General features: G+C 71.4%; 11 protein-coding genes. 4 read left to right on the forward strand and 7 right to left on the reverse strand.

Going from position 1 to position 12,801, the window contains the following annotated elements; translation table 11 throughout:
• On the forward strand, positions 1–790 hold a 790-nt coding region (locus tag G5C60_RS51370; RefSeq protein WP_241267533.1), incomplete at its 5' end, for a cell division protein PerM.
• Between the two features lie 47 nt (positions 791–837).
• Here the strand turns inward: G5C60_RS51370 and G5C60_RS45165 are convergent.
• Both G5C60_RS45165 and G5C60_RS45170 read right to left on the reverse strand, forming a co-directional pair.
• A complete protein-coding gene (locus G5C60_RS45165; protein WP_165269126.1) occupies positions 838–1,824 on the reverse strand; it encodes an aldo/keto reductase in 987 nt (328 codons plus the stop codon).
• A 442-nt stretch (positions 1,825–2,266) separates the two neighbouring features.
• Positions 2,267–3,232, reverse strand: coding sequence for a hypothetical protein (locus tag G5C60_RS45170; protein ID WP_241267534.1), 966 nt, complete (start codon positions 3,230–3,232; stop codon positions 2,267–2,269).
• Between the two features lie 387 nt (positions 3,233–3,619).
• Here G5C60_RS45170 and purN point away from each other — a divergent pair, with 387 nt between their 5' ends.
• Together purN and purH are read left to right on the forward strand one after the other, a co-directional pair.
• Positions 3,620–4,258 carry a phosphoribosylglycinamide formyltransferase gene (gene purN, locus G5C60_RS45175; RefSeq protein WP_165269128.1) on the forward strand — a complete coding sequence of 213 codons (639 nt, stop codon included), beginning with the start codon at positions 3,620–3,622 and terminating at the stop codon, positions 4,256–4,258.
• An 8-nt stretch (positions 4,259–4,266) separates the two neighbouring features.
• Entirely contained in the window at positions 4,267–5,826 is a 1,560-nt protein-coding gene (gene purH / locus G5C60_RS45180; protein ID WP_165269142.1) for a bifunctional phosphoribosylaminoimidazolecarboxamide formyltransferase/IMP cyclohydrolase, read from the forward strand.
• Positions 5,827–5,931: 105 nt separating this feature from the next.
• Here purH and G5C60_RS45185 read toward each other — a convergent pair whose 3' ends face one another.
• The 5 genes from G5C60_RS45185 to G5C60_RS45205 form a co-directional block, all read right to left on the reverse strand.
• On the reverse strand, positions 5,932–7,827 hold the full coding sequence (locus G5C60_RS45185; RefSeq protein ID WP_165269130.1) for a serine/threonine-protein kinase: 1,896 nt from the start codon (positions 7,825–7,827) through the stop codon (positions 5,932–5,934).
• Between the two features lie 167 nt (positions 7,828–7,994).
• Positions 7,995–8,408: a hypothetical protein gene (locus tag G5C60_RS45190; RefSeq protein ID WP_206440800.1), complete on the reverse strand. Its 414-nt coding sequence runs from the start codon at positions 8,406–8,408 to the stop codon at positions 7,995–7,997.
• 93 nt (positions 8,409–8,501) lie between these two features.
• Positions 8,502–10,049, reverse strand: coding sequence for a protein kinase domain-containing protein (locus G5C60_RS45195; RefSeq protein ID WP_165269132.1), 1,548 nt, complete (start codon positions 10,047–10,049; stop codon positions 8,502–8,504).
• Positions 10,046–10,795, reverse strand: coding sequence for an FHA domain-containing protein (locus tag G5C60_RS52800; protein ID WP_165269134.1), 750 nt, complete (start codon positions 10,793–10,795; stop codon positions 10,046–10,048). The genes G5C60_RS45195 and G5C60_RS52800 overlap by 4 nt, the downstream gene beginning before the upstream one ends.
• 138 nt (positions 10,796–10,933) lie before the next feature.
• Positions 10,934–11,554, reverse strand: coding sequence for an RDD family protein (locus G5C60_RS45205; RefSeq protein ID WP_165269136.1), 621 nt, complete (start codon positions 11,552–11,554; stop codon positions 10,934–10,936).
• A gap of 277 nt (positions 11,555–11,831) precedes the next feature.
• Between G5C60_RS45205 and G5C60_RS45210 the strand changes: the two genes are divergently transcribed.
• On the forward strand, positions 11,832–12,686 hold the full coding sequence (locus tag G5C60_RS45210; RefSeq protein WP_165269138.1) for a bifunctional methylenetetrahydrofolate dehydrogenase/methenyltetrahydrofolate cyclohydrolase: 855 nt from the start codon (positions 11,832–11,834) through the stop codon (positions 12,684–12,686).
• Positions 12,687–12,801 lie beyond the last annotated feature (115 nt).

Raw genomic sequence — 12,801 nt, forward strand, 5'->3', positions numbered from 1 at the left:
GTCCGGGACGAGCGGGGGAGGGCACGAGGGATCGGCAGGAGGCGGACGCGGGAACGGAACCACGACGGCACCCGCACCCGCACGCGCCGAGGCGGCCTGGTCGCGCGGGCGGACCGCCGGAACCGTGGTGCTCGCGGCGCTCCTGTGCGGGCTCGCCCTCGCGGTGCTCGCCGCCCTGGCCGGTGGGCCCCTCGGGGTGGCGGCACTGGCCGACTTCGGCCCGGTCTGGTGGCAGACGGGGCCCGCGGCGGCGGGGTGGATCGCGCTGGTGGGGATGCCGGTGGCGCTGGGGCTGCGGGCGTGGCGTCTGCGGGAGCCGCGGGTACGGGACCCGCGGGTAGGGGGCCCGCAGGTAAGAGTCCCGCAGGTGCGGAAGCCGTGGGTGCGGAAGCCGTGGGTACGGAAGGCTCAGGAACGCGCATCGCGGTCACCGCGATCAGAGGAGCCACGGGTGTCCGGGCGGCCTGATACCGCGCCTGATGCCGCACTTGAGACCGCGCCTGAGACCGCGCCTGATGCCGTGGCCGATGCCGCGCCCAAGTCCGCGTCGAAGTTCTGGCCCAGCTGGGCACGGCTGCCCCGTCGGCACAGCCGGGAGACACCGGTCGCCGGCCCCGATGACACCGACTTCGAGCCGTACGACTTCCTGCCCCTCGACCCCGCCGCACCCTCGGGTCCCTTCGACTCCCTCTGGCACGACGGCGTCTCCCGCGAGCCCCTCTGGGCGCCCCTCAAGCAGGCATCCACGCCATCCGAGCGCACGGATCCCGAGCCGCCCGGCCCTGCTTGAGGGGCACTCGTAGCTGAACCCGCATCGGCGCCCGGCCGAGCGTCGGCTCAGTAGGCCGCGTCCAGCCTCGCCCGCTGGTCCGGTGTCAGTCGCAGGTCCAACGCCGCAAGGTTCTCGTTCAGCTGGGCCACCGAGGAGCAGCCGACCAGAGGGATCGACGGGATCTCGGCGTCGATCAGCCAGGAAAGGACCACCTGGTTGACGGTGGCGTCGGTTTCCTTGGCGACCGAGCGGAGTGCGTCCAGGCGGGCGGGGGTGCCCGCGTGGTCGAACTCGGGGCCGAGGGGCTTGTCCTCGCGGACGTAACTTCCCTTCAGCAGCGGGGAGTAGGCCACGAGTGTCAGCGAGGGCTCGGTGCGCAGGTAGCTGAGCAGGTCGCCGCCGGTCGCGCCCTGGTCGCCGTCCGGCGAGAGCTGGCCTGGCTGGTCCGCGCGCCTGCGCAGATAGCTGTGCTGGTACTGGAGGACCTCGTAGCCGGGCAGACCGGCCGCCGTGGCGAGGCTGCGGGCCCGTTCCAGGCGCCACGTCCAGTGGTTGCTCGCGCCGAGGAGGCCGACGGTGCCCTCCGCGACGAGTTCCGCGAAGGCCTCGACGGTCTCTCGCAGGGGCACGGTCGGGTCCTCGATGTGGGCGTACAGGAGGTCCAGCTTCGGTACGCCGAGCCGTTCGCGGCTGCCTTCCGCCGCGGCGCGGATGGCCTTGGCGGACAGGCCTTCGGGGTTGTCGATGTAGCCGGTGCCGGGGGCGAGCGGGCGTGCGCCCAGCTTCGTCGCGATGACGATCTCGTCGCCGATGCCGCGGCTGCGGCGCCAGCGGCCGAGGAGGGCCTCGCTTTCGCCGCCCTGGGTGCCGTTGACCCAGAACGCGTAGTTGTCGGAGGTGTCGATGAAGGTGCCGCCCGCTTCGACGTAGCGGTCGAGGATGGCGAACGAGGTCTCCTCGTCGGTGACGGTGCCGAACAGCATTGCGCCGAGGCTGAGGACGCTCACCTTGCGACGGGTCTTCGGGTCAGTGCCGATCGTGCGGTAGCGCATGCGGGTGTCCTCCCCTTCGGGGCCCGCCGAAATTGCGGGCACTGGGCGGGAGTATGGAAGTTGAAGTGCTCTTCAAGTCAATGGGGGGTCTGGTGCGGGTTCGTTGTGGCTGGTCGCGCCCACGCGGCGGAGCCGCAAATTGATACAGCCCCGCGCCCCTGGGTTCGTTGGGGGTGCGGGGTCGTGGGCCGGTGCGTCAGCCCGTCGCAGGGTGGGCATACGGCCCGGTGGTGGTACACGGTGCGGGTGGCCTGAGACCGAACCTACGCGACGGGCATACGACGCACCGACCCACGCCCCCTCCCGCCGGTGGGTGAGTGGCGGGTGCGTGGTGGCTTGGGGCTTCGGGGACGCGCCCCTTTAGGGGCGCGGGGAACTGCGCGACCAGCCGCGACGGCGCTGCAGCCGACAACGAACCCAAACCGCCCAGCCGCCGGAGGCCTCAGCTACGCGTTCCCAACACTCCCCGCAGCTCCTCTGGAAGGAGCTTGTCGCAGGACTGTTTTGCCGTGTTCGTCAGGGAGTCGTTCACGCACGTGTAGTAGTCGCGGTAGACGAGCTGGGCCGTGAAGCCGGCTGCGACTATGGCGAGGGCCAGTGATGCGGTGACCAGGCCGCTGATTGCCGCCGTGGTCTGGGGCCGGGCGCCGGAGCCGGACGGGGGCGCCGGGGTGTCCGGGTCCGGTGTGCGGGGCTTGGCGCGGAGGGCGCTGATCCCCCAGTACAGGGCCAGCGCACCGAGCAGCAGCGCGACGTACGGCCAGCTGAAGAGTGCGAAGAAGAAGGCCCACATGCCCGAGAGCAGCGCATAGCGTGCGCGGCGCTGGGCCGGGTCCGTCGGGTCCCAGCGGAGACTGGCATTGGGGCCGCCGGATCCTTCCGGGCCGCCCTGCCCGCCCTGCCCGCCGGGTTCGCCCGAGGAGCCGGGCCGGTCGCCGAAGCCGCCGCCCTGTGTGGGCCCCGGCTGCCGGTCGCTCCACTGGCTGCCCCATGGTGAGCGGTCGCCGTTGCCCTGTCCCTGACCGTCCGCGGGCCGCCGCGGCTGCCACGGACGGTCGGGCGTGCCCTCCGGGGGAGGGGCGAAGGGGTTGTCGTCCGAGGGGGCCGAGGGGCCCTGACCGCCCTGCGGTGACGAGGCGCCGTCCTCGGGGTTCTCGGGCCGCGCCGAACCGTTGCCCTCCGGCGCCGGGCCCTCACCCTCACGCGGCGGCGTGGCCGACGAGGACGAGTGCCGCTCACGCAGCAGAAACCCTTCACGGCCGCTTCCCTGCGCGGGCACGGTCCCGGACGGGTGGTCGGTCGCGAAGGACGGGACGAGCGCACCACGCCCCCCTCCCTGCGCGGCCCCCGAGGGGCCGGACGCGAAGGAGGGAAGGAGCTGGAGGAGTCGGAGGCTGCGGTCCGGCATCAGGTGTGCGTCTTCCCCTTGGTGAATCAGGTCTGGCGAGTCAGATCTGGCGAATCAGGTCGGTGGATCGGGTCGGTTGATCAGCTGGTGGATCGGGGCTGGTGGAACCAAATGGTGAAGCGTGCTGGTGGAGCGCGGGCGTCGTGTCCGAGTTTTGCACCCGTCCCTGGTCAACGTCCCGTGCGCTGGAGGCGTTCCCCTGCGCGATCGTGTTCCCCGGCGGATCCTCCCCAGACGCTACCTTCCGGCCACGCCCCCGTCCCATGAGGGCCGACCGCTGTGCCGGTATCGTTGCTGACGGTCGGCCGCTTCGTAGACTTCCCCGTATCAGGGGGCGTGAAGCATTCGTACGACCCTACAAACGCTCTCCCGAGAAAGGGCCCCGCCGTGGCCGCCAATCCTGTGGCCAAGCGCCTCGTCGTGCTGGTCTCCGGATCAGGTACGAACCTGCAGGCTCTCCTCGACGCGATCGCGACGCAGGGCAGGGCCGTCTACGGGGCCGAGATCGTCGCGGTCGGTGCCGACCGCGCGGGCGTCGAGGGCCTGGCGCGTGCCGAGCGCGCGGGCCTGCCCACCTTCGTGTGCCGCGTGAAGGACTACGCGACCAGGGACGAGTGGGACAGGGCGCTGACCGAGGCCACGGCGGCGTACGAGCCGGATCTCGTCGTCTCGGCCGGGTTCATGAAGATCGTGGGCAAGGAGTTCCTGGCCCGCTTCGGCGGCCGGTTCGTGAACACCCACCCTGCGCTGCTGCCCAGCTTCCCGGGAGCGCACGGCGTCCGCGACGCCCTCACGTACGGCGTGAAGGTCACCGGCTGCACCGTCCACTTCGTCGACGACGGCGTCGACACCGGCCCGATCATCGCTCAGGGCGTGGTCGAGGTCCGGGACGAGGACTACGAGGACGAGGGTGCCGCTCTCCATGAGCGCATCAAGGAAGTCGAACGAAGGCTGCTCGTCGATGTCGTGGGGCGGCTCGCCCGCCACGGCTATCGCATCGAGGGACGAAAGGTAGTTATCCCGTGACCGCCGAAGTGACCACGGAAGGTACGCAGCGCCCGATCAAGCGTGCGCTCATCAGCGTGTACGACAAGACCGGGCTCGAAGACCTCGCCCGCGGACTGCACGAGGCCGGTGTCGAGCTCGTCTCCACCGGCTCCACCGCCGCGAAGATCGCCACCGCCGGGATCCCGGTCACCAAGGTCGAGGAACTCACCGGGTTCCCCGAGTGCCTGGACGGTCGCGTCAAGACGCTGCACCCGCGCGTGCACGCCGGGATCCTGGCCGATCTGCGGCTCGAGGACCACCGGCGGCAGCTCGACGAGCTGGGCGTCGAGCCGTTCGAGCTCGTCGTGTGCAACCTCTACCCCTTCGCGCAGACCGTCGCCTCCGGCGCCTCGCCCGACGAGTGCGTCGAGCAGATCGACATCGGCGGACCCTCCATGGTCCGGGCCGCCGCCAAGAACCACCCCTCGGTCGCGGTCGTCGTCAACCCCGACCGCTACGGCGACGTCCTCAAGGCGGCCGCGGACGGCGGCTTCGACCTCACCGCGCGCAAGCGGCTCGCCGCGGAGGCGTTCCGGCACACCGCCGAGTACGACGTGGCAGTCGCGGGCTGGTTCGCCGGCGATTACGCCGGTGACGGTGGCGAGTTCCCGGGCTTCATCGGCGTCACGTACGAGCGCAAGAACGTACTGCGGTACGGCGAGAACCCGCACCAGCCCGCCGCGCTGTACACAGGCGGCTGCGGCGGTCTCGCCGAGGCCGAGCAGCTGCACGGCAAGGAGATGTCGTACAACAACTACACGGACACCGACGCAGCGCGCCGGGCCGCGTACGACCACACCGAGCCCTGTGTCGCGATCATCAAGCACGCCAACCCGTGCGGCATCGCGATCGGCGCGGACGTCGCCGAGGCGCATCGCAAGGCGCACGCCTGCGACCCGCTGTCCGCCTTCGGCGGTGTGATCGCCGTCAACCGTCCGGTGTCCGTGGCGATGGCCGAGCAGGTCGCCGAGATCTTCACCGAGGTCATCGTCGCCCCGGACTACGAGGACGGCGCGGTCGAGGTCCTGGCCCGGAAAAAGAACATCCGCGTCCTTCGCTGCCCCGAAGGCCCGCAACCTCCGGCCGAGTTCAAGCCGATCGACGGTGGCGGTCTCGCCCAGGTCAAGGACGTACTCCAGGCCGAGGGCGACGACCCCGCCAACTGGACGCTCGCCACCGGCGAGGCCCTGTCCGCCGACGAGCTGGCGGACCTCGCCTTCGCCTGGCGGGCCTGCCGTGCCGTGAAGTCCAACGCCATCCTGCTCGCCAAGGACGGGGCTTCGGTCGGCGTGGGGATGGGGCAGGTGAACCGGGTCGACTCCGCCAAGCTGGCGGTGGAGCGGGCGGGTGCCGAGCGCGCTCAGGGTTCGTACGCCGCCTCCGACGCGTTCTTCCCCTTCCCCGACGGTCTGGAGATCCTGACGGCCGCCGGGGTCAAGGCCGTGGTCCAGCCCGGCGGTTCGGTCCGCGACGAGCTGGTCGTCGAGGCCGCGCAGAAGGCCGGCATCACGATGTACCTCACGGGGACGCGGCACTTCTTCCACTGACCGGAAGTCTTCCGCCAACCGAAAGCAAGTAAAGACGCAAGGACGCAAGGACGGCCCGCCGGTGGTGCACCGGCGGGCCGTCGTCGTCCGTCGTCCCGTCTGCCGTTACGTCGAACTGCGCAGCGCCGCCCAGGTGTTGGGGCCGACATCGCCGTCGACGCTCAGTCCCTTGTCGCTCTGGAACAGCTTGACCGCGGACAGGGTGTCCTCGCCGAACTGACCGTCCACCCCCGCGCGCCCGATGCTGTATCCGCGGTTGGACAGCATGCACTGCACCTGCACCACCCGCTGGTTCTTGTCGCCGAACTGCGTGAGCTCGGTGCCGGAGTAGTACGTGCACTGGGAGATCCACGGCGGTGTGGCCGGTTCGGCCGTGCTCTTCGTCGGGGAGGGGCGAGGGGCGGTGCCGCCACCGTTCTCCCCGCCGGTCCCGCCGGTCCCGCCGGTCCCGCCGGTCCCGCCGGCCCCGCCGGGCGTGCCCGTCGCGGTCTCCGTGGGGGTGGTGTCCTCAGCACCGCCCGTGCCGCCCCCGTCAGCGGCTTCGGCTTCTCCTCCGGAGGAGTCGTCCTCCTTGTCTTTCTGCTCCTCGCCTGTCCCGTCATCCTTCTCCTTGCTGGGAGAGGGGGAAGCGGAGGAACTGGGCAGCGGTGCCCTCGCCTTGTCGTCGGGGGTGCTGGTCCCGGTGGCCGGAGGCGACGAGGAGGCCGTGTCCTCGGAGGCCGGCCGGGTGAGCAGGAACGCGCTCACGGCGACGGCACACACGGCGAGGCCCGTGGCGACGGCGAAGTACACCTTCTTCCGGCCGCGCGGTGCGGGGGCGGTGGGCGGACCGTACTGCCCCGGCGGCGTCGGAGGGTCGTACGCCCCCGGTGGGGTCTGTGATCCCGGACCGTACGGCGGTGTCTGTGGTCCCGGACCGTACGCACCCGGCGGCGTGGGCGGCCCGAAGCCCGGACCCGGAGCGGGCGAGGCCACCCGCTGCGTAGGCGTGCGTAAATGCCCGGTCTGCTGGACGGAGGCGTGCCGCAGCACCTCGCAGGCCTGGCGCCGGGCGAGCAGCCGGGAGCCGAGCGGCGCCTGCCAAGAGGGCGGCGAGGAACTGCTGTCGCCGTACGCATCGGCCGCCTCGACCAACTCGCGCGGGCTCGGCCGCCCGCCGGGATCCTTGGCCAGGCAGGTGTCGAGCAGGTCGGCCAACGCGGCGTCCATGGCTTCGAGTTCGCGCATGATCTCCGCGTTGGGCTCCTCGTACGCCACGCGGTGCAGTACGTCCACACCGGTGCCGTCACCGAACGGGGCGTGCCCCGTCGCGGCGTACACGAGGGTGCTCGCGAGTGAGAACACGTCCGAGGCGGTGTCGCAGCGGCCCTCCCTGAGGTACTCGGGCGACATGAAGGAGGGGGTGCCGACCCTGTTGCCCGTGCCCGTGATCGCGCTGCTGTCCGCGGCCTGCGAGATGCCGAAGTCGATGACGTGGGCGCCCTGTTCGGACAGGATCACGTTGGACGGCTTGAGGTCCCGGTGCACGATCCCGGCGGTGGCCAGCGCCGACAGGGCCCGCCCGAGCTCGGCCACGAGACGCCATGCTCCGGGCGGTTCCAGTACGCCGCACTCCTTGACGGCGTCCGTGAGGTTGAGGCCGGGCAGATACCGGGTGGCCATCCACAGCAGCTCGTCCTGGAACCCGGTGCCCAGCAGCTCCGGCGCGTCCGGCGGTCCGACCCGGGCGTGCACGGCCGCCTCGCGCTCGAACCGCCGCCGGAAGTCGGCGTCCTCGGCGTACTCGGGCCTGATCACCTTGACCGCGGCGAGCCCGGGGCCGTCGTCGACGGGACGCGCCAGAAAGACCCGGCCCATCCCACCGCTGCCGAGCCGCCCGAGCGGTACGTACGGGCCGATCTGCCCCGGATCCGCGGACTGCAGCGGGGTCGCGCCGGCCTGCTCCAGCGCGGCGTTCCCGGTCGCCGGAGAGTACGGCGACACAGGCCGCTGGTCTGACATGGGTCCCCCGGGTGGTCTTCCTTCACAACGTGCCGTCGTGCCACAGCAGTCGATCCGAGGCTACCGCGACCGACACCGGGGCCGTGGGGCAAACCTGGGCACACATGCGTGCGGCGGTCTCCGGCCCTCCCCCGAAGGAGCCGGAGACCGCCGCGGTCATGTGGTCGTCAGCAGGTGGGCAGTCCCGGGATGCGCTCGTAGTCACCGCCGCCGGAGACCTTGTTCGCGGGGAACCAGCCCCAGCCACCGTGCGAAGAACCGGTGTCGCCCTGGGTGTAGAGCCACCAGTCGTTCTTGGCGCCGTTCACAGGCGGGTTCGGGAAGTCCGGCACCTTTCGCTGGCAGGCGAACCAGTTGTCGCCCGCGTACAGATGGCCGACGACCTTGTTGGCATACCAGAGATCGGCGCTCTGGTAGTTGTGGCAGTACTTCGTCGCGTAGCTGCGGCCGTCCACGTCGGTCTTGGTGCCGGCGTTTCCCCAGCAGCCGTTCGGTGCCGCCGACGCGGTCGCCGGTGTCAGGGCGACGGCGCCCGCCGCCAGTACCGCGGCCGCGCCGAGCGAAGCGAGAGTGCGCTTCATGATGGGTGTCCCTCCTGGTCCTGCCACCCCCGTAGGTGGACGCCTCCACTGTGGCGCGGACCGGACCCCACCGGTACCTCGGAAGTCTCAGGGTCACTTCTTCCCGGGCGGGGTGTACTCCTTGAGGTAGTGAGCGACGCGGTCGGCGTAGTCGCGGTACTTCGGGGGGACCCCGCCCGCGTCGTTCACGACCCGGTACGACGTCCGGTACCCGAGGGCGGTCAGCACCCGGCGGTCGCCGGACAGTTCCGCCTTCAGGCGCGGCTCGATGAAACACAGGTAGCGGCCCATGGCAGGGATGGACTCGGCGGGGGAGAAGGGCGGCCTCGGGGTCTCCTTCGCGGGAACGCCGTCGGCGCGGATCCACCAGCGCAGTACGCTCGGGGTCCAGCGGGCGATGCCGTACTCGCCCTCACCCGTGCCCGGATCGGCGAGATCGGGGTCGAAGTCGCTCTCCGCCTTCAGCATCGCCGCGATGAGCGCGGGCGTGACCTCCTCCCGCACGCAGTCGTGCGCGGAGTCCACGATCAACTGGCGGTACGCGACGGGAACCCCTTTGTCCGTACGGAGTTCGCTCTTCCCGTACGTCGCCGCGGTGACTTTCCTCGTCTCAGGGGCGGTGCCCTCGTCGTCGGTCCAGGCGTTCACGCCGTATGCGAGGGCCGCGACCGCGACGGTGGCCGCCGTGGCGCCCACGACCGCGGTACGGCGACGCCTCCGCAGCCGCCACAGCACCGGCCGCGGCGAGGGCTTCGCCCCGGCCGCCGCCTCCACCCTCCGCAGAAGCGCCTCCCCGGTGACCCGTTCCTCGTGCGTGCGGGCGAGACAGTCACGGACGATCTCCCGCCAGGCATCCGGGAGTTCGGGGGACAGACGGAGTTCGTCGCTGCCCCGCGCGTACGCCACGGCCGCGTCCCGGCGGGTGGACGGAGTGCCGCCGGGCAGCGGGAAGGAGTCGGTGAGGACGAGGTGCGCGAGGACGCCGAAGGCCCAGATGTCGGCGGAGGGGCGGATCCGGCGGCCACGCTCGCCGATCTCGGACCAGAGCAGTTCGGGCGGGGTGTAGTCGGGCGTGGAGAAGGCGGGCGTGTAGGCGTGGGTGCCCTCCAGTTCGGCGGCCATGTTGAAGTCGGCGAGGCGGGCCGAACCGTCCTTCATCAGCAGGACGTTGGCGGGCTTGAGGTCGCCGTGCACCCAGCCCGCCCGGTGCAACTGGGCAAGACCCTCGCAGACCTGGGCGAGAAGGACCGGCCCGTGCGGCGGGCGCGGGGTGCGGGCGAGCAGCGCGGCCAGGGAGGAATCCGCCCTCTCCAGTACGAGGACGGTGGCACCGTCGAGGCCGGGACGGTCCGGGTCGTCCACCGTCAGCGTCTCGTACATCCGGATGAGGCGCGGGCGCCGGAGCCTGCGGTGCAACTCCACTTCCCGCTCGGCCAGTTCGCGCAGATGGGTGAGCTGGCGGGGGGTGCCGGTGCCGGTGGGGAGGAACTTGAGCGCGGCGGTCCTCGGGGCGTCCGGTCCGCCATCGGTTCTGCGCCCCTCGTACACGCTCCCGAAGGCCCCCGTGGCGATCGGCTCCCGCACCTCCCAGGGGCCCACCCGGTACCCCTTGGGCACCGGTACGGCGTACGCGTCGGTCACCGCACCGCCCTGCTGCCGGGCGGGGCGGTGAGAAGGACGAGATCGTCCTCGCGTACGAGGTCGAAGCGCAGCGCGAGGGAGACCAGGGACTCCTTCTTGCCGTTGAGGCGCGGGCCCGGATCCGCCGTGTCGGGGCCGGGCTTGAGGCGCAGCTTCACCGCGAGGTAGTCGATGTTCCAGTGCACGGCGGCCGGGCTCGCGGCCGGCCAGCAGGGGCGCAGCCGCTCCACGACCTGGTCGACGGTGGGCAGCGGGGCATGCGGTGCGCCGCGCAGACGGGGCTCGCACAGGGCGGTGAGGACCGCGAAGTACCGCTTGGTGCGGTCGACGGAGAAGGCGGGCGCGGTGGTCGCGCCGTCGAGTCCGCCCGATGCGTTCAGGTAGTCGTGGCGGGGCGCCCACACCTCGATGGGCAGCAGGTCGCCTGCCGCCGGGAGCACGATCCGGGAGAACTCGAAGGGGACCGGCGCGTCCAGGCGGCCGGGGCCGACCTTGATGTGCTCGCCCGCGCCCTCCGGGTTCTCCACGACGTACGTCTGGTGGGCGGAGAGGTTGCTCAGTATCCAGAAGGCGCCCTGCGCCGTGATCTCACCGGCTTTACGGGAGACGCCCTCGTGTGCGATCGCAAGTCCGTTGCCGGCCTCGGACCGGCCGAAGGCGAGACGTTCGCCGGGCGCGAGCCGGATCTGGTTCCCGCCGCCGTCATCCTTCGTCGTGCGTGGGGGCACCACGATGATGCTGTACAAGGTCGCTCTCCCCGTCCCGTGCGCAGCTGTGGGACCAGGGTAGAGGGACGTGCCAGGGCCGTGTCCGCCCTTTACGGGTGGAACACGGCCCTTGACATGAATGGCGGGAAGACATCCCTCACGCCCATACGGCGTCGCTCAGTGCGTGCGGATCACGATCGACGAGCACACCTTGTCGGCGAACGTCTGCTTCTTGGCGTCCCACGCCGGCCAGATCCAGCCGAGGTAGCAGGGCAGGCTGTCCAGGATGTGGGCCAGGCGGCGGACGAACGCCATGCCGACGCCGAGGGGCTGGCCGTCGATCTCCCGGACCAGCCGGATGTTCAGCGCCTTCTTGCCGACCGTCTGGCCGGTGCGGCCCTCCATGATCAGCTGCCAGATCGCGAGGCCGATGAAGGCGACGCCGCCCAGCGCCATCAGTATCGGGGCGTCCTGGCCCAGGAGAATGAGGGCATAGGGGACCGCGAACACCAGGCCGTCGACCAGGACGCCGAGGAAGCGCTGACCCCAGTTCGCGTACGGCGGCTGGGCTCCGTAACCCGGCTGCTGCGGGTAGCCGTAGCCGGGCTGCTGGCCCTGCTGCGGGTAACCGGGGTAACCGCCCTGCTGCGGGCTGCCGTAGCCCTGCTGCGGCGGAACACCCTGCGGGGCCTGCGGGTAGCCGTAACCCGGCTGGCCGCCCTGCGGGGTTTGGGGAGGGTAGCCGGGCTGCTGGCCCTGCGGCGGACCGTAGGGGTTGTTCGGGTCGCCAAAGCTCATGGCGTCTTTCCTCCGTTGTGGTGCGGGGACGACGCGGCACATTACGGAGGAAGGTTTCGACAGATGCGGTTCGTCCCCCCGGCACTGCCCGCGGCACTGTGCGGCTCATCGTCCTTAACACGCCACTTATTTGTCCAGCCGGATTGTGTATGAGTTGTGCAAGTGCAACATCACTGATCTTGAGCGGATCCGCAGGGACGGGCGCCGGTGAGGTCGTGGGGAGGCCTTGGGGCGACCTGATTGGAACCAGGGCCCGGTCATCCGCGAGGATGGGGACATGACCGCCCAGATTCTCGATGGCAAGGCCACCGCAGCCGCGATCAAGTCCGATCTGACCGTCCGCGTGGCGGCCCTGAAGGAGAAGGGCGTCACGCCCGGCCTCGGAACCGTCCTGGTGGGTGACGACCCCGGCAGCCAGAAGTACGTCGCGGGCAAGCACCGCGACTGCGCCGAGGTCGGCATCGCCTCCATCCAGCGGGAGTTGCCCGCGACCGCCACGCAGGAGGAGATCGAGGCGGTCGTCCGCGAGCTCAACGAGGACCCCGCCTGCACGGGTTACATCGTCCAGCTGCCCTTGCCGAAGGGCATCGACGAGAACCGCATCCTGGAGCTGATGGACCCGGACAAGGACGCGGACGGGCTGCATCCGATGAACCTCGGCCGTCTGGTCCTCAACGAACCGGCGCCGCTGCCCTGCACGCCGAACGGTGTCCTCACCCTCCTGCGCCGGTACGGCGTGGAGATCAAGGGCGCCGAGGTCGTGGTCGTCGGCCGGGGCGTGACCATCGGCCGCCCGATGCCGCTGCTGCTCACGCGGCGCAGCGAGAACGCGACGGTGACGCAGTGCCACACCGGCACGCGCGACCTGGCCTCGCACCTCCGCCGGGCGGACATCATCGTCGCCGCGGCGGGCTCCGCCCACCTGATCCGCCCCGAGGACGTGAAGCCGGGCGCCGCGGTCCTCGACGTCGGCGTCTCCCGCAGCGCCGAGGGCAAGATCGTCGGCGACGTCCACCCCGGCGTCGCCGAGGTCGCCGCCTGGATCTCCCCGAACCCCGGCGGAGTCGGCCCCATGACCCGGGCCCAGCTCCTCGTCAACGTGGTCGAGGCGGCGGAACGCAGTGTCGACTGAGGGCGCGGCTGAGGAACGGGGCACCACGTCGTCGCCCGAGCCACCCGAGTCACCCGAGCCACCCGAGGCGGCGCGAGCACGGGGCACGGAGCCGGGGGCCTCGGGTGGCTCGGGT

Source organism: Streptomyces scabichelini (assembly GCF_011045015.1).
Lineage (GTDB): Bacteria > Actinomycetota > Actinomycetes > Streptomycetales > Streptomycetaceae > Streptomyces > Streptomyces scabichelini.